Raw genomic sequence first — 24,844 nt, forward strand, 5'->3', positions numbered from 1 at the left:
ATCCGGACATGAGCCCCTAGTCGGGCGCCTCGTCCGTCGGCCGGTCCGTGCGGTCGTGCCACTTCGGGTCTGTCTCCCACTCCAGGTTCCGCTCACGCGCCGTGTCCATCGCGCGCTGGGCCTCCCCCGGGGTGGTGTACGGGCCGAAGCGGTCCTTGCCGGGGCACTCGGGGCCCTCCTCGACCTTTTTGTGCTCCAGGCAGTAGTACCATTCGCCCGGTTTGCCCACCGTGCGCTTCTTGAACAGGGCCATCGCAGGATCCTTTCCTCTCTGCCATGGTGCCCCGGGGGCGCTGGTTAGACTCGCTGACATGTCTGGCCAGTCGCTTCTCGTACCAGGGGAGATCACTCCCGTCCGTTCCGTTCCCGGAAAGATCCGGCGCCCCGAGTACGTGGGGAAGCCCGCCCCCACGCCGTACACCGGGCCGGAGATCCAGGACTCCGACACCGTGGAGCGCATGCGGATCGCGGGCCGTATCGCGGCGCAGGCGATGGAGGAGGCCGCGAAGCTCATCGCCCCGGGGGTCACCACCGACGAACTCGACCGGGTGGCCCACGAGTTCATGGTCGACCACGGGGCGTACCCGTCGACCCTCGGTTACCGGGGCTTCCCGAAGTCGCTCTGCACCTCGCTCAACGAGGTGATCTGCCACGGCATCCCCGACTCCACCGTGCTGCGGGACGGTGACATCGTGAACCTCGACGTCACGGCGTACATCGACGGGGTGCACGGCGACAACAACGCCACCTACCTCTGCGGGGACGTCGACGAGGAGTCGCGGCTGCTCGTGGAGCGCACCCGGGAGTCGCTGAACCGCGCCATCAAGGCGGTGCGGCCCGGCCGGCAGATCAACGTGATCGGGCGTGTCATCGAGTCGTACGCGAAGCGGTTCGGCTACGGGGTGGTGCGGGACTTCACGGGGCACGGGATCAATTCCTCGTTCCACTCCGGGCTGATCATCCCGCACTACGACAGTCCGCATGCGACGACCGTGATGCAGCCCGGGATGACGTTCACCATCGAGCCGATGCTCACGCTCGGCACCCACGACTACGACATGTGGGACGACGGCTGGACCGTGGTGACGAAGGACCGGAAGCGGACCGCGCAGTTCGAGCACACACTGGTGGTGACCGGGACCGGGGCGGAGATCCTCACGCTTCCGTAGCGGGCCGGTTTTACCGACAGACAGTCGGGAACCTGTTGACTTAGGTAAGCCTAAGCAGGAGGATCGCCGTATCGGTGCGCGGCGGCGTGCACAGCTGCTACCGGTGCATACGTTCTGTCCGGACTTCCCGTCCCCCTCGGTCCCCGGAGGCCCGCCTTGGACTCGACCGCCACCACCACGCCTTTCTCGACCCTCATCCGCACCGCTTCGCACGAGCAGCACACGGAGGCCGAGACCTCGGCCTTCATGGGCGACATGCTCGGCGGACGGCTCGGTGTGGACGCCTACACGCGCTACACCGAGCAGCTGTGGTTCGTCTACCGGGCGCTGGAGGACGGTGCGGAGGCCCTGCGCGAGGACCCGGTCGCCGGGCCCTTCGTCCGGCCGGAGCTGATGCGCACGGCCGCGCTGGAGCGCGACCTCACCCACCTGCGGGGCGAGGGGTGGCGCGAAGGGCTGGAGCCGCTGCGCGCCACCGCCGCGTACGCCGCGCGGGTCGCCGAGTGCGCCCGTGAGTGGCCCGCCGGATACATCGCGCACCACTACACCCGTTACCTCGGGGACCTCTCGGGCGGCCAGATCATCCGTGGCACCGCGGAGAAGACCTGGGGCTTCGACCGCAAGGGCGACGGGGTGCGGTTCTACGTCTTCGAGCAGATCTCCAACCCGGCCGCCTTCAAGCGGGAGTACCGGGAGCTGCTGGACGCGGTGAACGCCGACGACCTGGAGAAGCAGCGCATCGTCGAGGAGTGCAAGCGGGCGTTCGCGCTGAACACCGCCGTCTTCCGCGAGCTGGGCGAGGTGTTCCCGCTCAGCGCGTGATCCTGGGTTCAGCGGCCCTGCGGCCCGGGACCGCCAGCCCTGCCTCGTACGCCGTGATCACCGCCTGGATGCGGTCACGGAGGCCGAGCTTGGCGAGAACGTTGCTGACATGGGTCTTCACGGTGTGCTCGCTGATGACCATGGTCGCGGCGATCTCCGGATTGGTGAGGCCACGGGCGAGCAGGCGCAGGGTCTCCGTCTCGCGCGAGGTGAGGGAGTCGAGACGCGGGTCCGGGAGCGGCGGCACCCCGGCGGACGCACCGGTGCAGTGGGCGATGAGTTTGCTGGTGACGGACGGCGAGAGGAGGGACTCGCCGCCCGCGACGACCCGGACCGCGTGGGCGAGGTCGTCGCGCCGGACGTCCTTGAGGAGGAAACCGCTCGCACCCGCGCGCAGCGCCTCGAACACGTACGCGTCGAGGTCGAAGGTCGTCAGGATGATCACGCGGGTCGCGGTGGTGGCGCAGATCTCGGCGGTGGCGGTGAGACCGTCCGTGCCCGGCATGCGGATGTCGAGCAGCGCGACGTCCGGGGCGTGGGTCCGTACCGCCGCGATCGCCTCGGCGCCGTCGGCCGCTTCCGCGACGACCTCGATGTCCGGCTGGGCGTCCAGGATCATCGCGAAGCCGGCCCGGACCAGTTCCTGGTCGTCGGCGACGACCACGCGCAGCGGCCCGTCCCCCGTACCACCGCTCATGACGGGGGGAGGAGCGGGAGGCGGGCGCGGACCCGGAAGCCGGGGCCGTCGGTACGGGGACCGCATTCGGCGGTCCCGCCGCACGAACGCGCCCGTTCCCGGATGTTGATCAGGCCGTGGCCTCCGGAGGGGAGGGGGCGGGCCGGCCGCTGCCCGGTGGCCGCGCCGTCGTCGGTGATGTCGAGCTGCACGATGCCTCGGTCTTCCTGCCAGTGGAGGTGGAGCCGGGCACGGTCGGTGCCCGCGTGCCTGACGATATTGGTCAGCGCCTCCTGGGCGATGCGGAACGCGGCGGTCTCCACGTGCGGGGCGAGCGGAAGTTGGCCGGCCCCGCCAGGCTGCGGGTAGTCGACGGTGACTCCCGAGACGTCGGTCTGGGTGCATGTGACCGAGAGGCCCGATCCGGCGGTCAGCAGGGGCAGGTCGGCGAGAGCGGGCTGAGGGGTGCGCTCGGGCTGCGGAGCCCGGTCCGGGTCGAGCACCTCGAGGATTCCTCTGAGCTGCACCATCGCATCGCGTCCCGCACCCGCTATGGCGTCGAAGGCGCGCTCGGCGCGCACCGGGTCCCTGGCCAGGACCACGGGGCCGGCCTCGGCCTGGACGACCATCAGGCTCACCGCGTGGGACAGGATGTCGTGCATGTCCCGGGCGATCCTGGCACGTTCGGCCAGCGCGGCCTGCTCCGCTTCCGCCCGGCGCTCGCGCTCCAGCCGTTCGGCGTGCGCCCGGCCGGCTGCAGCCGCCCTGCCGAGCGCGTAGCCCGCGACGCACAGCACGCTCATCCGCAGCCCGGATTCGGAGGAGGCCAGCGCGAAACTGCCGAGTACGGTCACGGCGACCACCGTGATCCTGGCCCGACGCCCCGAGCGCTCGGCGACCGAGTGGATCGCCACCAGGGCCGCGTACCAGACCGGTTGGGACGGCACCTCGCCCACGTAGTCGTAGCTGCTGATCGCCGCGAGGCTCACCGTCAGCACCGGTACGGGGTGGTCGCGCCGCCGGTACAGCGGCGCCGCCGAGCCCAGCACGACCAGGACGCCCCAGACGCTCCACGATCCGGCGCCCTCGCCGGCCTGCGCGGCGAAGGGCCAGAGCTGGGCGGCGGCCACGAGGGCCGCGAGCCCGGTGTCGACGGCGCGCGGGGGCAGGGCGCGGAGCCGCTCCCGCACACGGTCCGCCCGCACGCCCGTGTCCGTCCAGGTCACCGCTCCCCCTGAGGTGTCACCGCGCACCGGTCACCGCCGGGCGCCCCGCGTCACGGTCCTCCGCCGCGCCAGGGGCGGCCTGCCGCGACTCCATCACCCGCGCGATCTGTGCGAAGGAGACGGACAGTAGCAGCGAGCCCACCGGGATCAGGTCCTTGTCGGCCAGCGGCATCACCAGGTCGGCGAGGACGAGGAGCGCCGTCCACGGCTTGACCACCCGGACGACGGCCAGCCGCACGACGAGGGCGAGCATGCCCACGTAGAAGAGGTACGGGCCGAAGTCGTAGACGACCGGCGCCACACCGGGCAGTTCCGACACCCGTTCCGTGAACCGGGACATCTCCGGATGGTCCGCGGACACCGCACCGGCCACCAGGTCGATCCCGAACTGCACCAGGAGAACGACGGCTCCGGCCGTCGCCGCCCGGTGCGCCACCGCCGCGACGCGATCGCCCGACGGGGCGAGCGCCCTCAGCCGGCGGAACACCACCACGAAGAGAACCAGGGCCGCGCAGAAGGCCAGGTGCCCGAGAGTCCAGGCGGGGCCGGGGCCTCGCTCACCGTCCTGTCCGTCCGCCATCCGGAACAGGCCGTAGGTGAAGGTGAGCGCGGGCACCGCGAGCATGAGCGCACGACTGTTCGTCATCAGTTCCCCAACTCCAGGGTGATCGCCGGGGCTTCGGTGGGCCCGGCGGGAACACACCCATCCTGGAGCGGGCGGCTCTCCGGCGGATCGCCGGAGCGAGGGATCTCCGTGCTCCACCGAGCGACGGATACGGCCGCCGCCGCGGCTATCGCGTGGCGACGGGGCCTGGCACCAGGACGACGCGGCCCCCGACCTCGATCGTGCCGTCCGGCGCGGGTGCGGTGAGGATCTGGGAGCCGCGTCCCTGTGTGATGTTGAGGGCCCGGCCGAGCTCGGCGCTGAGCAGCATGGCCGCCGCCCCGGTCGCCTCGTCCTCGTCGATGTTGTCGTCGCGCCGCGGGAAGGCCCGTGCCCGTACGCGGCCGGCGGCCTCGTCCTCCCAGGCCCAGACGTAGAGCCGGCCCTCACCGGGCGGCGGGCCCGTCAGCGCCTCGACGTCGGCGACGGAGGCGTACCGCTCCAGCGTCCGCGGGGGCGCCCACTCCGGGCGGGCGGTGATCCAGGTGAACTCGCCGTCCTGGCGGGCCGTCACGTCCCCGACGGGCAGCTCCAGGACCTCCAGGTCGAGCAGCCAGGCCGCGCCGACGAGCGGATGCCCCGCGAACGGCAGCCGCAGCCCGGGCGTGCGGATGTCGACGGTGCCGCGCTCCGGGTCGTCCACGAAGACCGTCTCGCTGAAGCCGAGTTTCCCCGCGAGCGCCTGCCGGGACTCGTTGTCGGGATACCTGCGCCCGTCGCGCACGACGCCCAGCGCGTTGCCGTGGCGGCCGTCCGGGCCGCAGAACACGCGCAGTACGTCGATGCCGTCGGGTACCTCGAAGTCGTTCACCTCCGCATTCAAGCACCGTGCCGGGTCTCCTGACGCCCCAGGGCCGCACCGGCCGGTGTGCCGGTGCGGCCCTGTGCCGTGGCCGGGGACCGGACGGCACGGCGACGGCATCCCCCGCCACCGGAGACGCCCGGTTCCCGAGTGCCGTCAGGCATGGGCCTCACGATGTGCGCGGATGATGTCCGCGTACCGGTGACCACTGGTCTTGACGGTGCGTGTCTGCGTCGGGTAGTCGACATGGACGAGGCCGAAGCGCTTGTCGTAGCCATAGGCCCACTCGAAGTTGTCCAGCAGCGACCATGCGTAGTACCCGGCCAGGGGCGCCCCCTTGCGGACGGCCCGGGCGCACGCTGCCAGGTGCTGCTCCAGGTACCGGGCCCGTTCGGCGTCGTCCACCGCCCCGTCGGGGCCGACGGTGTCGGGAAAGGCGGAGCCGTTCTCGGTGACGTAGACGCGGCCTACGCCGTAGTCGTCGGTCAGCCGCATGAGCAGCGCTTCGAGGCCACCGGCGTCGATCTGCCAGTCCATGCCGGTGCGCGGCACATCGGGCAGCCGGACCTCCCGGGCACGGGGGACGGGGCCTTCCGGGTCGTCGGCGACGGTGACCGGGAAGTAGTAGTTGAGGCCGTGCCAGTCCAGAGGGGTGGCGATGGTCTCGAGGTCCCCCGCGCGCTCGGGCAGTTCGACTCCGTACAGCTCCCGCATGTCCGTGGGGAAACCGCGGCCGTACACGGGGTCGAGCCACCAGCGGTTCGTGTGGCCGTCCATGCGGAGCGCAGCCGCCAGGTCCTGGGGGTCAAAGGACGCGGCATCCACCGTGGAATGGTTGGTCACCAGTCCGACCTGGGCCCCGGGCGCCGCGGCGCGGATCGCCTGGGTCGCCAGTCCGTGCCCCAGCAGCAGGTGGTACGAGGCCCGGACCGCCGCGGTCAGGTCGGTGAGGCCGGGGGCCATCCGGCCTTCCAGGTGCCCGATCCACCCGGAGCACAGCGGTTCGTTCAGAGTGGCCCAACGGGTGACCCGGTCGCCCAGGCGTCCGGCCACGGCGGCCGCGTATGCGGCGAGGTGTTCGGCCGTTTCCCGCACCGTCCACCCGCCCCGGTCCTGAAGGGTCTGGGGAAGGTCCCAGTGGTAGAGGGTGATGTTGGGGGTGATACCCGCGTCCAGGAGGCCGTCCACCAACCGGTCGTAGAAGTCGAGCCCCGCGGCGTTGACCGGTCCGTCGCCGCCCGGAACGATGCGCGGCCAGGCCGTCGACATGCGGTACGAGTCGACGCCCAGCAGCTTCATGAGGGCGACGTCCTCCGGCCACCGGTGGTAGTGGTCGCAGGCCTCGTCGCCGTGGTCACCGTTGGCGACCTTCCCCGGGGTGTGGGAGAAGGTGTCCCAGATCGAAGGCGACCGGCCGTCCTCGGCGACGCCGCCCTCGATCTGGTAGGCGGCCGTGGCCGTGCCCCAGACGAAGTCACGGGGGAAGGCGGCAAGATCTATCGATGCGGTCACAAGGTACCTCGCAGACGTCGAACAGGTGAGGGTGAAGCGGGCGATGAGTACGGCTACTTGACGGCGCCGGCGGTGAGGCCGGTGACGAGGTAGCGCTGGAGGAGCAGGAACCCGGCGACGACGGGCAGGCTCACCACGAGCGAGGCCGCCATGACCTGGTTCCAGTACACGTCGTTCTGCGTGGAGTAGCCCTGCAGGCCGACGGCCAGGGTGCGGGTGGTCTCGTTGGTCATCACGGAGGCGAAGAGGACTTCCCCCCAGGCCGTCATGAACGCGTACACGGCGACGGCGACGATGCCGGGGACGGCCGCGGGGACGATGACCCGGAACAGTGCGCCGAGCGGGCCGCAGCCGTCCACCTTGGCCGCCTCGTCCAGATCCCTGGGCACCGATTCGAAGTACCCGATCAGCATCCAGATGGAGAAGGGGAGGGAGAAGGTGAGGTACGTGATGATGAGGCCGATCCGCGACCCGAACAGTGCGATGCCCGTGGCGTTGCCGATGTTCACGTAGATGAGGAAGAGCGGCAGGAGGAAGAGGATGCCGGGGAACATCTGCGTCGAGAGGACGGTCACCGTGAACACGCGCTTGCCGCGGAAGCTGTAGCGGCTGACGGCGTAGGCCGCGAACACCGCGATCACCACGGAGCAGACGGTCGCCGCCCCGGCGACGATCAAGGAGTTCATGAAGTAGTCGGCGAGGGGGACCGTGTCCCAGATGTCGAAGTAGGGGCTGACGGTCAGGCCCGAGGGGATCCACTGGAACTTGCCGGTCACGTCTTCCAGCGGCTTGAGGGAGCTGGTGATCATCACGAACACCGGCAGGACCACGAAGACGGTGAGAAGCGTGAGGAAGACCCGCCGCGCCCACAGGAACGACTGCGGGGGCGCCATCGGGGAGGGGGCTCGGCGCTGCGCGGTCCTAGGCATCGGTCGCCTGCTTTCCTCGGGACGTGAACAGGAGGTAGAGGCCGGTCACCACGAGCAGGAACAGCAGCAGCAGGACCGACATCGCGGAGCCCGTGCCGAAGTTCCAGGTCTGGAAGGACGACTGGTAGATGTGGATGGAGATCAGGTCCGCCGATGCCGGTGCGGACTTGCCGAACAGGACGAACGGCGTGTTGAAGTCGTTGAAGGTCCAGAGGAACAGCACGAGTACGAGGACCTGGTTGACGGGCCGCAGCGACGGCAGGGTGATGCGGCGGACCTGCTGCCACACGCCGGCGCCGTCGAGCGCCGCCGCCTCGTAGATGTCCCGGGGGACGTTCTGGAGGCCGGCCATCATGATGAGGAAGGCGAAGGGCCAGCCCTTCCACACCGAGACGACGAGCAGGGTGACGAAGGCGTTGTCGCCGATGAGCCAGAACGGCGGGCTGTCCGTCAGGCCGAGCTGGTCGTGGATGACGTGGTTGATGATGCCGTTGTCGCGCTGGAACATGAACGCCCAGGTGATGACCGCGGCGTAGACGGGCAGGGCGTACGGCACGAGGAAAAGCGTGCGCAGGAAGCCTCTGCCGCGGAAGGTCTCCTGCATGAAGATCGCGGCGGCGGTTCCGAGGAACCAGCACAGCCCCACCGACAGCACGGTGAACAGGCAGGTCGTCAGGAACGACTGCACCAGCGCCTCGCCCACCGGGGCGTCGAAGTCGACCGAGACGGCGTAGTTGTCCAGACCGGCCCACGGCGCGGTGGTCCAGTCCCGGATGTAGAACTGGGTGAGCTGCCGGAAACTGACGACGATGCCGATGATCATGGGCACCAGGTGGACCAGCAGTTCGAGGAGCAGGGCGGGGAGCAGCAGCAGGTACGGCAGGCTGACTTTGCGCAGCCGCCCGGAGCGGCGTCTGCGCGGCGCCGCTCCGGGGTCGTTCTTCTCTGCTGTCCGCTCGCCGGGAACGGTGGCGGCGGTTGTGGTCATCGTGGTGTCCGTGCTCACTTCTCGGGCATCTGCTGCTGGGCCTTCTCGAGCTTCGCCCTGACCGATTCGGTGGTCACCGGACGGCCGGCGGCCGCGTCGGCGAAGAGCTCCTTGACCGCCGTGCCGACCACGGTCTCGAACTGCGACTCCGCGGCGACCTGGGGCAGAGCGGTGGCGCTGGTGGCGAGGGTCTCGCGCAGGGGTGACAGCGCGAAGGTGTTGAACGCGTCGTCCTCCTGGGCGGTCTTGACCGGCGGGATGGAGCCGTAGGACTTGTTGAGGACCGTCTGCTCCTCGTCGCTGGTCATGAACTTCACGAACTTCTTCGCGCCGTCGATGTTCTTGGTGTTGTTGAAGACGGCCATGTTGATGCCGGCGACCATGGAGTTGGTGCCCTTGCCCGTGCCGGGCTTCCCCGACATGACCGGGGCGGGCACGACTCCCCACTCGTCCTTCTTCATGCCCTGCGACTCGAAGGTGGCGGCCGCGGTCTGCCACAGCACCATGGCCGTCCTGTCCTTCGCGAAGTCGCTCAGGGACTGGTTCTGCGCGTACTCGGCGTTGCCCGGCGCGACGATCTTGTCCTTGGCCATGAGGTCGACGTACTGCTTGACGGCCGCGACCGCGCCGTCGGACGTGAAGTCGGCCTTGCCGTCGGCGGTGAAGAAGTCGGCCCCGTGCTGCTTCGCGAGGACGAAGACCTGGTGGATGTTGTTGGAGAGGTTGGAGCCCTCGGCGCCGAGTCCCCACTTGCCGTCCTTGGACAGCTTCTTCCCGGCCTCGCTCACCTCGGCCCACGTCGTCGGCGGCTTCTGTATGCCGGCGTCGGCGAACATCTTCTTGTTGTAGTAGAGCGCGTAGGCCATGGAGTACAGCGGCACGGCGGCCGGGTCCTCGCCCCGCACGCCGGTCGAACCGAGGGCGGACTCGACGAAGCGGTCCCTGCCGCCTATCGCCTCGAAGTTCTTCTCGTCCCAGGGCAGCAGCGCACCGGTGGCCTGCAGCGAGGCGGTCCAGGTGTTACCGATGTTCAGGACGTCCGGGCCCTGCCCGGAGGTGGTGGCGGTGAGGATGCGGTTCAGCAGATCACCCCAGGGCACCACCTCCAGCTTGACCTTGATACCGGTCTCCTTCTCGAACTTGTCGAGCTCGGGCTGCAGGACCTTCTTGTCCACTTCGAGGCTGGCGCCCTGGTTCGATGCCCAGTAGGTGAGCGTCTTCGGCTGCTCGTTGGATCCGCCCGCGCCCGACGAACCGCCGCCGCAGGCAGCCGCGGTGAGTACGAGCGAGAGGGTGACGGCACCGACGGCCGCGGCTCGGATTCTTCGCATGACTCCAGGGGCCTTTCAGAAGTGATGGATGTCCGCCGTGGCCCGGGCCGGTGCGACGTTCGCGTCCGACTTCGACCTCAAACCCACAGGACTTAATTTAGGGTGTGAGTTAAACCCCAAGTGAAGGTCGCGTCAAGGGGCGTCACGGCGGTATGTTGCGTGAGTGAGCTTCAAGAAGAGGGGGCAGGGTGAAAGTACGCAGCGGCCGAACGGTGCGTGACCTGCGGCGCGAGAACCGCACCGCCGTATTGCAACGTTTGTATTTCGATGGCCCGTTGAGCCGCTTTTCGCTCGGCCCGCCCACCGGTCTGAGTTCCGGATCCGTGAGCAACGTGGTGGCCGAACTGGTCGCCGAAGGGCTGGTCGAGGAGGCCGGCAGTGTCGACTCCGCAGGGGGGCGCCCCCGGACCCTTCTGCGCATCCGGCCCCAGAGCCGGTACATGATCGGTGTCGACATCGGAGAGACCCGGGTGAGGGTCGAACTCTTCGATCTCGCTCTCACCGAGCTGGCCCGCGTCGAGAAGCCCCTGGCACTCGACGGACCCCGGCGCGTCGACCGCTACGACGTCGGTGTCGTGGTGGGACATGTGCGGGAGGGCATCACCGAGGTCCTGGACCGGGCGGAGATCGCGGCCGATCAGCTCCTCGGCGTCGGCGTCGGCGTGCCGGGCATCGTCTCCAGGACGCCCGAGGACGGCGCCGTCGTGCACGGCCAGACGATCGGCTGGGACGCGGTACCGCTGGAGCGACTGCTGCGTGAGTCGGTGCCGCTCCCCGCGAACGTGCTGTATTACATCGACAACGGCGCCAAGACGCTGGGCCAGGCCGAGATGTGGTTCGGTGCGGGGCGCGGGGCGCAGAGTGCCGTGGTCGTGCTGTTCGGTTCGGGTGTGGGTGCCTGCGTGGTCACCGACGACATGAGCCCCGGCCGGGCCGTCGAGTGGGGGCATCTGACCGTGCGCGTGCGTGGCCGGCGCTGCCGCTGCGGCTCGCTCGGCTGCCTGGAGGCCTACGCGGGCGCCGAGGCGCTGCTGGAGCGCTGGCGGGAGGCGGGAGGGGAGCCCCTCACGGACGTCGACGAGGAGACCGCGCTCACGGCGATGCTCGCCGCGGCCTATCCGGCCGGACAGGGCGACGCCGCCGGACCGGACTCGGACGCCACGGCCCTGGCCGTCCTGGAGGAGACGGCGGAGTACCTCGGCGCGGGCTTCGCCGACCTGATCAACCTCTTCCAGCCCGAGCGCATCCTCGTCGGGGGATGGGCGGGGCTCCAGCTCGGCACCCGTTTCCTGGATTCCGTACGGGCCCACGCGACCTCGTACGCCCTCGCCTACCCGGCCGCACACGTGCACATCGGCCTCGGCACCCTGGGGCCGGACGCGGTCACCGTGGGAGCGGCCGCCCTGCCGCTCGCCGACTTCTTCGAGCGCGGCGGGCGGCAGGAGGAGGCAGGCCCCCAGGAGCAGGCCCCCATGTGGCAGACGACTCTGCGGGACCGGGCCGCGCACAAATGAGACCCACGGCCGGCCCCGCGCCGGGTGAGCGTCGCCGCTCCGGCGGGCGCACACGGGCGCGGGCAGGGCCCGACCGACCCGTGGCGGTGACGGTCGGGCCCTGCCTGTCATGCGGCGCCCTTCGCTTCGGTCAGCTGTAGACGCCGAACTCGTGCAGCGAGTAACCCCAGGCCGTACCCCGGGCCGTCAGCTGGAGCCGTACGTGCCGGGCGGTGGCGGAGGCGTCGATCGTGTCGATGTCCCCGTTGCCCGACGTGGTCGTGTGGACCGTGCGCCAGTTGGTGCCGTCGTCGGAGACCTGCACGTCGTAGGACGTGGCGTAAGCGGGGTCCCAGACCAGCTGGATCTTCCGGAAGGCGGTCCGGGCGCCGAGATCCACCTGGATCCACTGGGGGTCGCTCCAGTCGCTGGCCCAGCGCGTCTCCGTCTTCCCGTCCGTGGCGTTGCCGGCCGGGCACGGGCAGTCACCGTAGGACGCCTGGAAGGAGGAGGCGGTGGCGGGCTTGTTCAGCGCGACGTCGGTGCCGTCCACGGGCGGCGCGACGACCTTGACCGACTTGGTCTCGATCCCGGCGTTGCCGCGGCCGTCCTCGGCCTGGACGTACACCTTCCACACACCGAGCTTCTCGGGCGCGGTGACCGCGAAGGTGCCGTTGCCGGTGGACCGCCACCGGGCCTCCACGAGCCCCTTGTCACCGCTGGCGTAGTTGCCGCTCAGGAAGATCTTGTACTTCACCGGATCGCCGTCCGGGTCCCGGACGTCCGCACGGACCGTGAACTCCTTGCCCGCCGGCGCCGCGGACGCCGGACTGACACCCATGTCCGTGATGACGGGCGGTGTGTTGTCCCCGCTCGTCGAGCCGGCGTACGCCTTCTTCACCGCGTAGTAGGAGAGGCGCTTCAGGCCGTCGGGCAGCAGGTTGAACCAGACGCCGCCGAAGTCGTGCTCCAGCCCGTAGTGGAACAGCGTGGCACCGAGTGCGACCCCCTGGTGTCCGGTGACGCAGCCCCACGCCTTGGTGTAGCCCTCGGCCTTCTGTACGTCGGTGGGCTCGTCGGGTACGCCGTTGGCGTCGTCCGGGACCTCCCATTCACCGGCCGGTCCGCCCTCGGTGATGATGTAGGGCTTGGTGTAGCCGCCCTCCTCCCAGGCGCCGCGGACGTTGCAGATGTCCCCGTAGGAGTTCATCGAGTAGAGGTCGAGGTCGGGGGCGTTGCGCTTGTAGTAGGGCCATGCGCCCGTCCACGCGTCGGTGGAGGTGACCGGGTGGTCCGGGTCGATGGAGTGGATCTTCTTGGCGACGTCGTTGACGAAGGACGTGTAGGCGTTGCGCTGGTTCTCCAACTCGGTGCCGCTGTAGCAGTTCTGGAGGCCGAGCACCGACTCGTTCCCGACGTTCCACATCAGGACACCTGGGTGGCTCTTGTAGGTGTCGACCCACTTCGCGAACTCGGTGAGCGAGGTGCTCTTGTACGCGGAGTCGGTGACGTAGTCGACGCAGCCACCGCTGCCGGGACCGCCGCCGGGCTGGAGCCAGAAGCCGCTGACGACCCGGATGCCGTTGGCCGCGGCCTCGTCGAGCAGGGGCTTGCTGGAGCCGTCGGTGCCCCAGGTCCGGATGGTGTTCACACCCATCGACTTCAGGTCCGGCATGTAGCGGGCGGCGTCCGCGACGGACGGCCCCCAGGTGAGCCCCTTGACCTGGTAGGGCTCGCCGCCGACGGTGAGCTGCCAGTTCCCCTGCGAGCCGGTCACGGCGACCGCGCCCCCGGAGGCCGGCGGAGTGCCGTCACCGTCGCCGTACACCTGGAACTCCCACAACGAGTAGCCGTAACCACCGGAGCGGGCGGTGCCGAGCATCCGGACGTAGCGGCCCGCGCCGGACACGGCGACGTCGTCGGTACCGCCGTCACTTCCCGCGACGGTCTTCAGGCTGCGCCAGTCGGTGCCGTTGTCGGAGGCCTGCAGTTCGTAGTTCCTGGCGTGCGCCGCTTCCCAGGTGAGTACCACACGGCTCAGGTCCCGCTTGCTGCCGAGGTCGACCTGGATCCACTGGGAGTCGCTCCACCGGCTGGCCCAGCGGGTCCCGGTGAGGTCGCCGTCCACGGCCGCGGACGCACCGTACGCCTCGCCTTCGCTGGACGAGGCCGTGGCGGTTCTGCCCTGGGACAGAAGGGTTTCGGCCGCCTGGGCGGGAGGTGCGGCGGTGAGGGTGAGTGACGACGCGACCAGCGCGCCGAGGGCCAGCAGGGGCACCGCGGCACGTCTGCGTGCCGACGCGGGGTGCGGAAGGAGTTCTGACACATCTGCTCCTGGCAGGTCGAGGTGCCGGTCGGCGGAACGTGCGTACGCGGATGCTGACGCCGGCCGGCATGTGGGGAGACGGGGGCGGCTCTGAACGGCGGTGGAGCGAGGGGCGGTAGGCCAACTACGGTCACAGGGAGGCTTCTTGAGGAGTGGGCCTGACGGGAGAGCGCTCTCCGGAACTGTGCCGCGCGCCGCTCGCCCGGTCAAGAACTCGGGCGTGCTTTTCTTTCCACTTCCATTAAGCCCGATGAGTAGTGCCTGGACACGAGATGGCGGCGCGTCAGGAGACGGGAGGCACGCGCTTCCGGTCACCGGGGCGGCCACCTCGAAGGACCGGGCCGCTTCCTGCGCAGTCGGCCGGCTCCCTGAGTGCGGTGAGGCGACCGGCCGCTGACGGCCGGAACACCGGTACGGACCGGGCCCGCACTCGCGCCGCTCCCCGTCCCGGTAGGGTTCAGGCCGTCAGTGCGGATGACGGAGCAGAAGGCGCAGAAGGCGACGGATGACAAGGCTGGGGCGGCTGGCGGCGGGGCTCGCGACGACGACGGTACTGGTCGTGACGGCGAGCGGCTGCGTGACGGTGCACGGTGAACTGGAAGTCGTGCCGGGAGCGACGAAGTCCGAGGCCGCGAAGGCCCTGGAGGACTTCCTCGTCGCGTACAACGAGGCGGACAAGGCATACGATCCGGCGCTCGACGAGGACCGGGTGACCGGTTCGCTCGGCGCGATCAACCAGGCAGGTCTGGCCGCGCGGCAGAAGAACAGTCCGGAGGGCAACGCGGACCACGAGCCCCTGGAGCTGACCGACGCCTCCTACGTCATTCCCAAGAAGGCGGGCTGGCCGCGCTGGTTCGTCGCGGACACGGACTCCAACCGCGACCAGGACGGCGGGAAGCAGGACACCCGGTGGCTGCTGACGTTCGTCCGCACCGCGCCGGACGCGCTGTGGAAGGTCTCCTATCTGGCGGTCGCCTCCGCGTCCGAGATCCCGGAGTTCCGCAAGGACGCGGACGGCTGGGCGGAGCCGGTGCCCTCCGCGGACACGGACGCGGCGCTGGCGACCCCGCCGTCGGAGCTGAGCACCACGTACACGGGCTACCTCAAGGACGGTGCGCCGGACGTCTTCGCTCCGGGGTCGATGACCTCCGGCTGGCGGGAGTCGCGGAAGAACACCCGCAGGGCGGGCTTCTCCTACCAGTACGTCGACCAGGCGCTGGATTCCGGGACGTTCGCGCCGCTGGGACTGACGACGGAGGACGGCGGGGCGCTGGTCTTCTTCAGCAGCAAGCACTTCGAGCGGCAGACCGCGGCGGAGGGACTTCGGCCGACCGTCACCGACGACGTGGAAGCGCTGCTGACCGGCGAGGTGAAGAGCACCCTGACCAAGGAACGGGTCTCCAGCCAGCTGGTCTACGTGCCCAGGAAGGCCACGGGGGGCGCGGGGGACACGAACGGCAAGGTCCGCGTGCTGAACCGGCTGCCGGGTCTGGTCGCGGCGCAGGGCTCCTGAGGCCGTCAGCCGTGACGCGGGTCCCGCCGGGCTGAGCGCGTGAGCCGTTCGGCGAAGGCTTCGACGAGGCCGCGGAGCTCGTCCGGGCGTTCGATGACGAAGGGCCGGTCGAGCGAGGCGAGCACGGCGGGCAGCCAGTCGAGCCGTTCCACGCGCAGTTCGACCCGGGCCCAGCGTTCGGGCTCCGTATCCGCTTCTCCCGCGTCCACGTCTCCCGGCTCCCCGTCTTCAGGTTCCCCGTCTCCCGGGGACGGCGGGTCCTCCACGAGCGCGAGGCCGGCGGGAAGCCGGGCCTGGATGTGCTCGGCCGTGCCCTGGACGCGGAGGGTCACCTCATGCCGGTACGGCGCCGTGGCGAGCGCCGTCAGCAGGCGCTCCGCCGGGTCGGGTCCCTCGGGCGGCTCGAACGAGCCCGGCAGGGTCCTCACGTCCGTGATGCGGTCCAGCCGGAACGTCCGGTCCTCGCCCGCCGTGGGATCCGCGGCCGTCATGTACCACTTGCCCGCGTGGGCGACGAGTCCATGCGGGTGCAGCGTGCGCTCGCTGCGGCGGCCGTCCGACGCGGTGTAGCGGATCGACACCGGCCGGTGGTGGGCCACCGCGTCGGCGACCGGCAGCAGGATCCCGGAGTCCGGGAGGAGCGCTTCGCCGGGCGGAGCGGTGAAGGCGAGGGCACCGAGCAGCGCGTCGAGCCTGAGGCGCAGCCGCTCGGGCAGTACGCGTCGGATCTTGGCCGTCGCGGTGTCGCTCGCCGTGCCGGTGGCGGGGGCCGCTCCGGCCCACCGCCCGCCGACGAGGCCGAGCAGCACGGCGAGCGCCTCGTCGTCGCTCAGCATGAGCGGGGGCATGCGGTGACCGGGGGCGAGCCGATAGCCGCCGTAGCGGCCGCGCACCGACTCGACGGGCACGTCCAGGTCGGCGAGGTGGCCGATGTAGTGCCGCACCGTGCGTTCGTCGACGCCGAGCCGGCCGGCGAGTTCGGACGCGGTCCGGACGCCTCCGGACTGCAGGAGTTCCAGCAGGGTGAGCACGCGGGCGACAGGGCGGGGCATGTCCGGAAGTCTCTCCCACATACCGGGCGGGTTTCGCCCGGTATCGGTCGTAGCGTTCGGTCAGAAGCACCGAACGACCAGGAGAACGCTCATGAACTTCGTCTCTGTCCGCATCATCACGGGCGACATCGTCCGCCTCGTCGACTTCTACGAGCGTGCCACCGGGGTGGCCGCCGACTGGGCGACGGAGGACTTCGCCGAGATCAGGACCGCCTCGGCCACCCTCGCGATCGGCAGCACACGCACGGTCCCGCTGTTCTCACCCGGTTCCGCCGGCCCGGCCGACAACCGGAGCGTCATCCTCGAATTCCTCGTCGACGACGTGGACCGCGTGCACGAGAACCTGACCGGGGTGGTGGAGGAATTCGTCAAGGAGCCCACCACGATGCCGTGGGGCAATCGCTCGCTCCTGTTCCGCGACCCCGACGGCAACCTGGTGAACTTCTTCACTCCGGTCACGCCCGCCGCGGCCGCGAAGTTCGCCCGCTCGGGGCAGCGGCTCAGCGGCTGAGCGGCCAGGCCACCGCATCGTGGTCGAGGTCGCTCGCGTCGGCCGTGTCGGCGTACTGGGCGCAGGCGTCGGTGAGCGTCTCGAGCAGGGTCAGCGGATCGGGCAGCGGGTTCTCCGGGCCACGGATCCAGTGCACGTCCAGTTCCCCGGGGAGCCGTGCGGGCGGCAGGAGGACATAGCTGCCACGGCAGTGCCAGCGGAGCCCGGGATGCTCGTCCATGGTCTCGGGGTGGCAGTCCAGCTCGCAGGGCCACCACTCGTCCTCGTCGTCGGGGGTGCCCCGGGTGGCGGTGAAGAAGAGCATCCGGTCGGTGCCCGACTGGGCCACCGGGCCTACGTCGATGCCGGCGGCGACGAGCCGGTCGAGGGCGGCGCGCCCCGCGGTGAGGGGGACATCGAGGACGTCGTGGACCAGACCCGTCGCGGTGATGAAGTTGGCCAGCGGCTGGTTGGCGGCCCAGCGCTCGATCTGGGCGCTGTCCGTCGTGGACTGCGTCTGCCAGGCGAACGAGAGGGGATGCCGCGCGGGGGTCGGACAGCCGACGCGCTCGCACGAACACCGGTATCCGGAGGGGTGCGCCGCGGGCGAGATGGGCATTCCTGCCTCGGCGACGGCCAGGAGCAGCGCCAGGCGGGCCGCCTCGTCGGCTTCCGGCTGTGGTTTCGGCCGCCGGCGCAGCCACTGGGAAATCCTGCCCTCTGTGCCGCGATAGCGGCCGGAATCGGCGCCCATCTATCCCCTCACCTCAGCGGTTACCTCTCCATGGTCCCACCATCCTGCTCCTGGGGTGGCCAGAGTTACCGAGCGGGGTGCTCGGGCGGTTGCGCAGAGGCCGGCACACCCGTACGGAATGTCATGGAATGTGCCGCCGGGCTCAGGGCTGGACCAGGAGCCCCCGCAGGGTGAGGTCGACGATCTGGTCCGCGTACGCATGGGTGAGCGGAAGGGTCCTGAGCAGCCAGCGGTGGGTGAGCGGGGCGATCAGGAGCTCCAGCGCGATCCGCGGATCGATGTCCGCGCGCACCTGGCCGGCCTCCTGGGCGGCTCGCAGGCGTGTGACATACAACTGGAGCTGCGGTTCGAGCAGATTTTCGACGAATTGGGCCCCGAGGGCGGGATCGTTGAGCCCTTCGGCCGTCAGGGCCCGGGTGGGTGCCGCGCTCACCGGATCGTTCAGCCCGTCGACCGTGGCCCGCAGGACCAGCTTGAGGTCGGCCGCCAGATCACCGGTGTCGGGGATCCCGTACGCGCCGTCCTCGCCGGCCTCGCCCAGCTCCTGCGACCGGCGGGCGCTCTCCTCGGTGAACGCCTCCAGGAGTACGGCCGCCTTCGACGGCCACCAGCGGTAGATCGTCTGCTTGCCGACGCCGGCCCGGGCGGCGATACCCTCGATCGTCGTCTTCGCGTAGCCCACCTCGCCGACGAGTGCGAGCGCGGCGTCACAGATCGCGCGGCGGGAGCGGTCACTGCGACGGCTGGAGTCGGGGGCCTTCTGAGCTGCCATCCGGCCATCCTAGAGCCGGACGGTCCGATACGTATCGTCTTGCGAGCCGTATGTCCTGTCCGCCGCGGCCGACGCCCCGCCCGGGCGAGCGCGTGGCCGCGCGAACCACCCGAACGGATCACAGCGCGACGGCGCGGCACGGCGCACCATGAACTCACGCACACACCCGTGCGCGTCCCACCGTTCCGCGGCCGAACGCCGCCGTTCGCGAGGAGCCTGCATTGACCCGTGACGCCACCCCTCGTCGCTATCTGATGTGCGCCCCGTCCCACTTCGAGGTCACGTACTCCATCAATCCGTGGATGGATCCGTCGAAACCCGTGGATCTGCCCCTGGCCACCACCCAGTGGGAGGACCTGCGCGACCGCTACCGGGCCCTCGGCCACACCGTGGAGCTCCTCACCCCCCGCCCCGATCTGCCCGACATGGTGTTCGCCGCCAACGGGGCCACCGTGATCGACGGCAGGGTGCTCGGCGCCCTGTTCGCCTACCGGGAGCGGTACGCGGAGGCCGAGGCGCACCGGGAGTGGTTCCGGGCCAACGGCTTCACGGAGATCCACGAGCCGGCCCACGTCAACGAGGGCGAGGGCGACTTCGCCGTGACCGCCTCCTACCTGCTGGCCGGGCGCGGCTTCCGGTCCAGTCCGCTCTCCCACGACGAGGCGCAGGAGTTCTTCGGACGCCCGGTGATCGGTCTCGATCTGGTGGACCCGCGCTACTACCACCTGGACACCGCGCTGTGCGTACTGGACGACGCGGCGGACGAGATCATGTACTACCCCGGGGCCTTCTCGCCGGGCAGCCGGTCCGTGCTGGCCCGGCTCTTCCCCGACGCGCTGCTGGCCGAGGAGGCGGACGCCGCCGCACTCGGCCTCAACGCGGTCAGCGACGGACGCCATGTGCTGCTGCCGCAGGCCGCGACCGGGCTCTTCGACCCACTGCGGGACCGGGGCTTCGACCCGGTCCCGATGGATCTGGGCGAGCTGCTCAAGGGCGGCGGCAGCGTGAAGTGCTGCACGCAGGAGCTGCGGGCCTAACGCTCCTCGGGCGGCGGCCAGCCGTCGCCCCACGCGGTGTCCCGGGCGGCGCGGTAGAGCGCGCCGTGCCGCTTGGTGACCGTGGCGCGGCGCAGACCCTCGTCCCGGGTGCAGAGCTCCAGCAGCACCTGCCCCTTGCGGATCTGGGGCCTGCGGACGACCCGCGCGCCGACCGGGTCGGTGGCGAACCTGGTCGCCACGACGTAGCTGAACTTCTCGTCCTCGTGGCTGAGTGAGCCGCCCTTGACCTGCCGGTGCAGCGACGAGCGGCTGACCCGCGCCGAGAAGTGGCACCAGTCGGTGCCGCGCTCGATGGGGCAGGCGTCGTCGTGCGGGCAGGGCGCCGCGACGCTCAGCCCCGCGGCGATCAGCCGGTCGCGGGCCTCGATGATCCGGTCGTATCCGTCGGGGGTGCCGGGCTCCACGATCACCACGGCCTGCGCCGCACCGGCGACGGCGTCCACCAGAGCGGCCCGGTCGGCGGGGGTGAGCTCCTTGAGTACGTAGCTGACGGTGGCCAGGTCCGTGGCGGACGGCGCCGGCGCCGTCCCGATCCTCGCCCGCTCCCAGGCGGCGTCCCGCAGCGCGGGGATGCCGGAGGCCGCGGCCAGCTCACGGCCGAGCGCGAGGGCCGGCTCGGACCAGTCGAGGACCGTCGTGCGCGCCCCGTCCCAGGCCCCGGCGACCGCCCAGGTCGCCGCGCCGGTACCGCCCCCGAAGTCGGTGTGGGTGGCGGGCGACCAGTCCGGCGCGGCCTCGCGGAGTGCGGCGAGACAGGACCGTACGGCCTCGAACGTCGCGGGCATCCGGTAGGCGGCGTAGGCGGCGACGTCCGAGCGGTCCCGCAGGATCGGGGCGTCGGTCGGGGTGGTCCCGCGGTAGCTGGCGATCAGCCGGTCGACGGCCTGAGCGGCCTGCTTCGGGGGCAGCCCGTCGAGCAGGGCGGCCAGCGCGGCACGCAGGGCTTCCGCGGTGGGGAGGGTGGCGTTCACCGCCGAATTGTAGGCGCAGCGGAGTCGAACGGGCCCGGCCGTGGTCGTACGGCCGGGCCCGGCTCCCCGACGGCGGGGCTCAGCCCTTGGCCGGCACCCGTTGCCCGCCCGTGTTCCGCCACGGCCGGCACAGCAGCAGGAAGCACGCCGCCGCGGACAGGGCGCAGACCACCTGCACCACGGCCATGGGTACGGCGGTCTTCTCGCCGGCGATCCCGACGAGGGGCGAGGCGATGGCTCCGATCAGGAACTGCGAGGTCCCCAGCAGCGCGGAGGCGGAGCCGGCCGCGTGCCTGGTGCGCATCAGCGCCTGGGTGTTGGTGTTCGGCATCGCGAGGCCCATGGCGGACATGAGCACGAACAGCCCGGCGGCCACCGGCACCAGGCCGACGTCGCCGAAGACCCCGGACGTCATCAGCAGCAGCGCGACCGCGGCGACCGAGATGACGGCGAGGCCGAAACCGAGCGCCTTGTCCAGGCTGACACGTCCGACGAGCAGCTTGCCGTTGATCTGGCCGACGGCGATCAGCCCGACGGAGTTGATGCCGAAGAGCAGGCTGAAGGTCTGCGGGGAGGCCCCGTAGATCTCCTGGACGACGAACGGGGACGCGCTCACATAGGCGAAGAGCGCGGCGAACGCGAGGCTGCCCGCGACCATGTAGCCGGTGAAGACCCGGTCGGACAGCAGCCCGCGCATGGTGCGCAGGGCGTCGCCGACTCCGCCGGTGTGGCGCTGCGCCGCCGGCAGTGTCTCGTGGAGCCACTTCCAGACGACGAGGGTGAGCAGCACGCCGACGAAGGTGAGGACGACGAAGATGCCGCGCCAGTCGGTGAACTGAAGCACCTGGCCGCCGATCACGGGCGCGATGACCGGCGCGACTCCCGAGATGAGCATCAGGGTGGAGAAGAACCGGGCCATCTCGTCGCCGTCGTACAGGTCGCGTACGACGGCCCGGGAGATCACGATGCCGGCGGCGCCCGCGAGTCCCTGGAGGAGGCGGAAGCCGATGAGGAGTTCCGCCGTGGGGGCGACGGCGCAGATCGCGGTCGCGATCACGTAGACGACCATGCCGAGGAGCAGCGGCTTGCGCCGGCCCCAGCGGTCGCTCATGGGGCCGACGACGAGCTGGCCGAGCGCCATGCCCATGAGGCAGGCCGTCAGGGTGAGCTGGACCGTCGCCGCCGGGGCGTGCAGCGCGTCGGTGACCTCCGGGAGCGCCGGGAGGTACATGTCCATCGAGAGGGGCGGAAGTGCGGTGAGCCCGCCCAGCACGAGGGTGACCAGAATTCCGGCCCGGCGTGCGGTGGTCGTGGCGGCGGCCGGGACATCCGGCGCGGTGGTCGTGGAGGCGGCCGGGACACCCGCGGCGGTGGGGGTGATGGCCGGGGCGTCATGTGCGGCGCCCGTACTGCTCGTCGGTATGTGCTCGTGTTCTTGCTGGGCCCGGCTCACGCCGCTGTCCGGCATCCTTGTCTCCGCTTCGTTGAATCCACATCTATGCTCTCAGCTCAGCCGTAGTGGTCGATACCTTTTTGCGTGGGAGCGGGCGGGCATGAGTGGGACTGTGCGTTGGGGTGTACTGGCGACGGGCGGCATAGCCGCGACCTTCACCGGTGATCTGCTGGCGATGAAGGATTCCGGGGCGGAGGTCGTGGCGGTCGCGTCCAGGAGCGAGGCCTCCGCGAAGGCGTTCGCCGACCGGTTCGGGATCGAGCGGGCGTACGGCAGCTGGGCGGAGCTCGTCGCCGACGACACCGTCGACGTCGTGTACGTCGCCACCCCGCACTCGGCGCACCGGGAAGCGGCCGGGCTCGCTCTGCGGGCCGGCAAGCACGTGCTGTGCGAGAAGGCGTTCACGCTCAACGAGCGCGAGGCGCGGGAGCTGGTGGATCTGGCCCGGGAGCGCGGGCTGTTCCTGATGGAAGCCATGTGGACGTACTGCAATCCGCTCATCCGCCGGATGACCGAGCTGGTGGCGGACGGCGCGATCGGCGAGATCCGCACGGTGCAGGCCGACTTCGGCTTCGCGGGCGACTTCGGCGCCGAACACCGGCTGCGTGATCCCGCGCTGGGCGGCGGCGCGCTGCTGGACCTCGGGGTCTACCCGGTGTCGTTCGCGCAGCTGCTGCTGGGCGAGCCGGACCGGGTGCAGGCGGACGCGCTGCTCTCCCCGGAGGGGGTCGACCTGAACACCGGGATGCTGCTGGGCTGGGACTCGGGTGCCACGGCGCTGCTGAGCTGCTCGATCGTGGGGAACCTGCCGACCGTCGCGTCGGTCACCGGCACGGCGGGGCGCATCGACTTCCCGCAGGGGTTCTTCCACCCGGAGCACTTCCTCCTCCACCGGGCGGGCCGGGAGCCCGAGAAGGTCGTCACGGGCCCGGGCCCCCAGGGCCTGACGGGCATGCAGTACGAGGCGGCCGAGGTGACGCGCGCGCTGCTGGCCGGCGAGAAGGAGTCCCCGCTGGTGCCGCTGGAGGGCTCGCTCGCCGTGATGCGGACGCTCGACGCGGTACGTGACCGTGTCGGCGTCCGCTACCCGGCGGACGACCGCGCCTGACGCGGGGTGCCCCGGGCCGGGCTACGCGGGGGTGAGCCCCGGGTTCCCGGCCTCGGTCACGAAGGAGGCGGCCGTGGCGACCGGCGCGCCGGGTGTGGTGACAGCCGAGACCGTGCGGAAGTCGGCGCGCGCCTGCTCCGTGCCGAGGGTGACGAGCGCGTAGCCGCGGCGGCCGTTGTAGAACTTCATGTGCGGGTTGGCCTGGGTCAGGTTGTTCCAGTTGGCCGGCTTCTCCGAGCCGTCCTTGCCGCTGGCGACCGAGGTGGCCACGATCTCCGTGCCGACGGTCCGGGACGACGGGTCGTCGAAGTCCTTCTTGAGGTCGAAGGCGTAACCGACGTGCACGTCTCCGGTGAGGACCATCAGGTTCTCGACGCCGGCGGCCTCCGCACCGTCCATGACGCGCTTCCGGGAGGCCGGGTAGCCGTCCCACGAGTCCATGGACAGCTTGTAGGCGTCGGTCGGCACGTCGCGCCGCTGGGCGAAGGTGACCTGCTGCGGCACGACGTTCCACCGGGCGTCCGAGGTCTTCCAGCCGTCGAGCAGCCAGCGCTCCTGGGCGCTCCCCGTCATGGTGCGCGAGGGGTCCTCGGACTCCGGTCCGGGGACCTTCCAGCCGTCGCCGTACGCCTGGTTGCTGCGGTACTGGCGGGTGTCGAGGATGTCGAACTGGGCGAGCCGCCCGAAGCGCAGCCGGCGGTAGAGCCGCATGTCGGGGCCGGTGGGGCGCTGCGGGGTGCGCAGCGGCTGGTTCTCCCAGTACGCACGGTAGGCGGCGGCCCTGCGCAGCAGGAACTCCTCCGGGGGGACACTGTTCTCCGGGGTGTCGCCCGCGTAGTTGTTCTCGGTCTCGTGGTCGTCCCAGGTGACGACGAAGGGGTGCGCGGCGTGGGCGGCGCGCAGGTCGGGGTCGGACTTGTAGAGGCCGTACCGCATGCGGTAGTCCTCCAGCGTGAGCGTCTCCCGGTTGTAGTGGTCCGGCAGGACGCGGTCGGTGTAGCCGCGGGCGCCGCCGACGGAGGTGACCGCGTACTCGTAGAGGTAGTCGCCGAGGTGGAAGACCACGTCGACGTCCTCGTCCGCGAGGTGCTGGTAGGCCGTGAAGTAGCCGTCGTGGTAGGCCTGGCAGGAGACGGCGGCCAGGGTCAGGGAGCTGTTGCGGGCGCCGCGGGCGGGTGCTGTGCGGGTGCGGCCGGCGGGGCTGGTCCAGCTGCCCGCACGGAAGCGGTAGTAGAAGGTCCGGTCGGAGTCGAGGCCGTCCACGTCCACGTGGACGCTGTGCCCGAATTCCGGGTGGGCGGTGGCGGATCCGCGCCGGACGACCCGCCGGAAGCGCTCGTCGCGGGCGAGCTCCCAGCGGACCACGACGCGCTCGGCGGGGAGCCCGCCGTCGGCCTCGTACGGGCGGGGCGCGAGTCTCGTCCACAGGAGCACGGAGTCCGGCAGGGGGTCCCCGGACGCCACCCCGAGGGTGAAGGGGTCCTCGGTGATCTTCCGCGCGTCGAGCTCGGCCGCGGCAGCCGTGCCCGCGCCGGGCAGGTTGACCGCGAAGGCCAGTGCGGCGGCGGCACCGGTGACGGTGAGGAAACGACGGCGGCCCACGCCGGAGCCGAGCCGCTGCGCGGCGAGCCGCAGTTCGGCGGAATGGCCGTGCTGTCCGGGCGTCCTGCTGAGCTGTGCGGGTGTCATATGCCCCTCCCCTGCCGGATGTTGTCAGAGGCATTGGAGTGCGGGG

22 protein-coding genes and 1 pseudogene are annotated in these 24,844 nt (G+C 70.9%); 7 read left to right on the plus strand and 16 right to left on the minus strand.

Annotated features, from left to right (window positions below; all coding sequences use genetic code 11):
• Positions 1 to 16: 16 nt before the first annotated feature.
• The gene (locus ACZ32T_RS02380; RefSeq protein WP_467273210.1) at positions 17 to 253 is read right to left on the minus strand and encodes a hypothetical protein; all 237 of its coding nucleotides are present in this window, start codon (positions 251 to 253) and stop codon (positions 17 to 19) included.
• A 58-nt stretch (positions 254 to 311) separates the two neighbouring features.
• Between ACZ32T_RS02380 and map the strand changes: the two genes are divergently transcribed.
• On the plus strand, positions 312 to 1,169 hold the full coding sequence (gene map / locus ACZ32T_RS02385; protein ID WP_467273211.1) for a type I methionyl aminopeptidase: 858 nt from the start codon (positions 312 to 314) through the stop codon (positions 1,167 to 1,169).
• A gap of 156 nt (positions 1,170 to 1,325) precedes the next feature.
• A complete protein-coding gene (locus ACZ32T_RS02390) occupies positions 1,326 to 1,991 on the plus strand; it encodes a biliverdin-producing heme oxygenase (RefSeq protein ID WP_467273212.1) in 666 nt (221 codons plus the stop codon).
• On the opposite strand, the gene ACZ32T_RS02395 is transcribed toward ACZ32T_RS02390, so the two are convergent.
• The 8 genes from ACZ32T_RS02395 to ACZ32T_RS02430 form a co-directional block, all read right to left on the minus strand.
• On the minus strand, positions 1,981 to 2,688 hold the full coding sequence (locus tag ACZ32T_RS02395) for a response regulator (protein ID WP_467273213.1): 708 nt from the start codon (positions 2,686 to 2,688) through the stop codon (positions 1,981 to 1,983). The two genes, ACZ32T_RS02390 and ACZ32T_RS02395, sit on opposite strands and share 11 nt — an antisense overlap.
• The gene (locus tag ACZ32T_RS02400; protein WP_467273214.1) at positions 2,685 to 3,893 is read right to left on the minus strand and encodes a sensor histidine kinase; all 1,209 of its coding nucleotides are present in this window, start codon (positions 3,891 to 3,893) and stop codon (positions 2,685 to 2,687) included. The genes ACZ32T_RS02395 and ACZ32T_RS02400 overlap by 4 nt, the downstream gene beginning before the upstream one ends.
• 16 nt (positions 3,894 to 3,909) lie before the next feature.
• Positions 3,910 to 4,539 carry a hypothetical protein gene (locus ACZ32T_RS02405; RefSeq protein ID WP_467273215.1) on the minus strand — a complete coding sequence of 210 codons (630 nt, stop codon included), beginning with the start codon at positions 4,537 to 4,539 and terminating at the stop codon, positions 3,910 to 3,912.
• A gap of 145 nt (positions 4,540 to 4,684) precedes the next feature.
• A complete protein-coding gene (locus tag ACZ32T_RS02410; RefSeq protein WP_467273216.1) occupies positions 4,685 to 5,368 on the minus strand; it encodes a PhzF family phenazine biosynthesis protein in 684 nt (227 codons plus the stop codon).
• A gap of 147 nt (positions 5,369 to 5,515) precedes the next feature.
• Positions 5,516 to 6,871 carry a GH1 family beta-glucosidase gene (locus ACZ32T_RS02415; protein WP_467364929.1) on the minus strand — a complete coding sequence of 452 codons (1,356 nt, stop codon included), beginning with the start codon at positions 6,869 to 6,871 and terminating at the stop codon, positions 5,516 to 5,518.
• A gap of 53 nt (positions 6,872 to 6,924) precedes the next feature.
• The gene (locus ACZ32T_RS02420) at positions 6,925 to 7,764 is read right to left on the minus strand and encodes a carbohydrate ABC transporter permease (protein WP_467273261.1); all 840 of its coding nucleotides are present in this window, start codon (positions 7,762 to 7,764) and stop codon (positions 6,925 to 6,927) included.
• A 28-nt stretch (positions 7,765 to 7,792) separates the two neighbouring features.
• Positions 7,793 to 8,788 (minus strand): carbohydrate ABC transporter permease, encoded by a 996-nt coding sequence (locus ACZ32T_RS02425; RefSeq protein ID WP_467273218.1) that lies wholly within the window; start codon positions 8,786 to 8,788, stop codon positions 7,793 to 7,795.
• A gap of 14 nt (positions 8,789 to 8,802) precedes the next feature.
• Positions 8,803 to 10,119 (minus strand): ABC transporter substrate-binding protein, encoded by a 1,317-nt coding sequence (locus ACZ32T_RS02430; protein ID WP_467364931.1) that lies wholly within the window; start codon positions 10,117 to 10,119, stop codon positions 8,803 to 8,805.
• Between the two features lie 188 nt (positions 10,120 to 10,307).
• Between ACZ32T_RS02430 and ACZ32T_RS02435 the strand changes: the two genes are divergently transcribed.
• Positions 10,308 to 11,633, plus strand: a complete 1,326-nt coding sequence (locus ACZ32T_RS02435; protein ID WP_467273220.1) for an ROK family protein — start codon at positions 10,308 to 10,310, stop codon at positions 11,631 to 11,633.
• A gap of 130 nt (positions 11,634 to 11,763) precedes the next feature.
• Here the strand turns inward: ACZ32T_RS02435 and ACZ32T_RS02440 are convergent, their stop codons facing one another.
• Positions 11,764 to 13,938 (minus strand): discoidin domain-containing protein, encoded by a 2,175-nt coding sequence (locus tag ACZ32T_RS02440; RefSeq protein ID WP_467364933.1) that lies wholly within the window; start codon positions 13,936 to 13,938, stop codon positions 11,764 to 11,766.
• Positions 13,939 to 14,443: 505 nt separating this feature from the next.
• Between ACZ32T_RS02440 and ACZ32T_RS02445 the strand changes: the two genes are divergently transcribed.
• Positions 14,444 to 15,451, plus strand: a complete 1,008-nt coding sequence (locus tag ACZ32T_RS02445; protein WP_467273222.1) for an SCO2278 family lipoprotein — start codon at positions 14,444 to 14,446, stop codon at positions 15,449 to 15,451.
• A 5-nt stretch (positions 15,452 to 15,456) separates the two neighbouring features.
• Here the strand turns inward: ACZ32T_RS02445 and ACZ32T_RS02450 are convergent, their stop codons facing one another.
• On the minus strand, positions 15,457 to 16,503 hold the full coding sequence (locus tag ACZ32T_RS02450; RefSeq protein ID WP_467364936.1) for a helix-turn-helix transcriptional regulator: 1,047 nt from the start codon (positions 16,501 to 16,503) through the stop codon (positions 15,457 to 15,459).
• A gap of 91 nt (positions 16,504 to 16,594) precedes the next feature.
• Between ACZ32T_RS02450 and ACZ32T_RS02455 the strand changes: the two genes are divergently transcribed.
• Positions 16,595 to 17,014: a VOC family protein gene (locus tag ACZ32T_RS02455; protein ID WP_467364938.1), complete on the plus strand. Its 420-nt coding sequence runs from the start codon at positions 16,595 to 16,597 to the stop codon at positions 17,012 to 17,014.
• Here the strand turns inward: ACZ32T_RS02455 and ACZ32T_RS02460 are convergent.
• Both ACZ32T_RS02460 and ACZ32T_RS02465 read right to left on the minus strand, forming a co-directional pair.
• Positions 17,004 to 17,747 (minus strand): bifunctional DNA primase/polymerase, encoded by a 744-nt coding sequence (locus ACZ32T_RS02460; protein ID WP_467273225.1) that lies wholly within the window; start codon positions 17,745 to 17,747, stop codon positions 17,004 to 17,006. The genes ACZ32T_RS02455 and ACZ32T_RS02460 overlap by 11 nt on opposite strands.
• 142 nt (positions 17,748 to 17,889) lie before the next feature.
• The gene (locus ACZ32T_RS02465; protein WP_467273226.1) at positions 17,890 to 18,519 is read right to left on the minus strand and encodes a TetR/AcrR family transcriptional regulator; all 630 of its coding nucleotides are present in this window, start codon (positions 18,517 to 18,519) and stop codon (positions 17,890 to 17,892) included.
• Positions 18,520 to 18,677: 158 nt separating this feature from the next.
• Here ACZ32T_RS02465 and ddaH point away from each other — a divergent pair.
• Positions 18,678 to 19,556 (plus strand): annotated as a pseudogene (gene ddaH, locus ACZ32T_RS02470) (dimethylargininase); the annotation flags it as partial.
• Here ddaH and ACZ32T_RS02475 read toward each other — a convergent pair.
• Both ACZ32T_RS02475 and ACZ32T_RS02480 read right to left on the minus strand, forming a co-directional pair.
• Positions 19,553 to 20,548, minus strand: coding sequence for a small ribosomal subunit Rsm22 family protein (locus ACZ32T_RS02475; RefSeq protein ID WP_467273227.1), 996 nt, complete (start codon positions 20,546 to 20,548; stop codon positions 19,553 to 19,555). The pseudogene ddaH and the gene ACZ32T_RS02475 overlap by 4 nt on opposite strands.
• Positions 20,549 to 20,627: 79 nt before the next feature.
• Positions 20,628 to 22,016, minus strand: a complete 1,389-nt coding sequence (locus ACZ32T_RS02480; RefSeq protein WP_467364940.1) for a Bcr/CflA family multidrug efflux MFS transporter — start codon at positions 22,014 to 22,016, stop codon at positions 20,628 to 20,630.
• An 85-nt stretch (positions 22,017 to 22,101) separates the two neighbouring features.
• Here ACZ32T_RS02480 and ACZ32T_RS02485 point away from each other — a divergent pair, with 85 nt between their 5' ends.
• Positions 22,102 to 23,109: a Gfo/Idh/MocA family protein gene (locus ACZ32T_RS02485; protein WP_467273229.1), complete on the plus strand. Its 1,008-nt coding sequence runs from the start codon at positions 22,102 to 22,104 to the stop codon at positions 23,107 to 23,109.
• 21 nt (positions 23,110 to 23,130) lie between these two features.
• Here the strand turns inward: ACZ32T_RS02485 and ACZ32T_RS02490 are convergent, their stop codons facing one another.
• Complete coding sequence (locus ACZ32T_RS02490; RefSeq protein ID WP_467364942.1) at positions 23,131 to 24,798, minus strand: alkaline phosphatase D family protein; 1,668 nt, start codon at positions 24,796 to 24,798, stop codon at positions 23,131 to 23,133.
• Positions 24,799 to 24,844: the final 46 nt, after the last annotated feature.

It is taken from the genome of Streptomyces sp. NPDC023573 (assembly GCF_055559735.1).

What these genes read in the sequence shown, in the direction of transcription:
- ACZ32T_RS02395 (WP_467273213.1), bottom strand. Translation starts at nt 2,688, where the DNA reads ATGAGCGGTGGTACGGGGGACGGGCCGCTGCGCGTGGTCGTCGCCGAC.
- ACZ32T_RS02465 (WP_467273226.1), bottom strand. Translation starts at nt 18,519, where the DNA reads ATGGCAGCTCAGAAGGCCCCCGACTCCAGCCGTCGCAGTGACCGCTCC.
- ACZ32T_RS02425 (WP_467273218.1), bottom strand. Translation starts at nt 8,788, where the DNA reads ATGACCACAACCGCCGCCACCGTTCCCGGCGAGCGGACAGCAGAGAAG.
- ACZ32T_RS02420 (WP_467273261.1), bottom strand. Translation starts at nt 7,764, where the DNA reads ATGGCGCCCCCGCAGTCGTTCCTGTGGGCGCGGCGGGTCTTCCTCACG.
- ACZ32T_RS02480 (WP_467364940.1), bottom strand. Translation starts at nt 22,016, where the DNA reads ATGCCGGACAGCGGCGTGAGCCGGGCCCAGCAAGAACACGAGCACATA.
- ACZ32T_RS02460 (WP_467273225.1), bottom strand. Translation starts at nt 17,747, where the DNA reads ATGGGCGCCGATTCCGGCCGCTATCGCGGCACAGAGGGCAGGATTTCC.
- ACZ32T_RS02380 (WP_467273210.1), bottom strand. Translation starts at nt 253, where the DNA reads ATGGCCCTGTTCAAGAAGCGCACGGTGGGCAAACCGGGCGAATGGTAC.
- map (WP_467273211.1), top strand. Translation starts at nt 312, where the DNA reads ATGTCTGGCCAGTCGCTTCTCGTACCAGGGGAGATCACTCCCGTCCGT.
- ACZ32T_RS02430 (WP_467364931.1), bottom strand. Translation starts at nt 10,119, where the DNA reads ATGCGAAGAATCCGAGCCGCGGCCGTCGGTGCCGTCACCCTCTCGCTC.
- ACZ32T_RS02405 (WP_467273215.1), bottom strand. Translation starts at nt 4,539, where the DNA reads ATGACGAACAGTCGTGCGCTCATGCTCGCGGTGCCCGCGCTCACCTTC.
- ACZ32T_RS02490 (WP_467364942.1), bottom strand. Translation starts at nt 24,798, where the DNA reads ATGACACCCGCACAGCTCAGCAGGACGCCCGGACAGCACGGCCATTCC.
- ACZ32T_RS02445 (WP_467273222.1), top strand. Translation starts at nt 14,444, where the DNA reads ATGACAAGGCTGGGGCGGCTGGCGGCGGGGCTCGCGACGACGACGGTA.
- ACZ32T_RS02450 (WP_467364936.1), bottom strand. Translation starts at nt 16,503, where the DNA reads ATGCCCCGCCCTGTCGCCCGCGTGCTCACCCTGCTGGAACTCCTGCAG.
- ACZ32T_RS02485 (WP_467273229.1), top strand. Translation starts at nt 22,102, where the DNA reads ATGAGTGGGACTGTGCGTTGGGGTGTACTGGCGACGGGCGGCATAGCC.
- ACZ32T_RS02455 (WP_467364938.1), top strand. Translation starts at nt 16,595, where the DNA reads ATGAACTTCGTCTCTGTCCGCATCATCACGGGCGACATCGTCCGCCTC.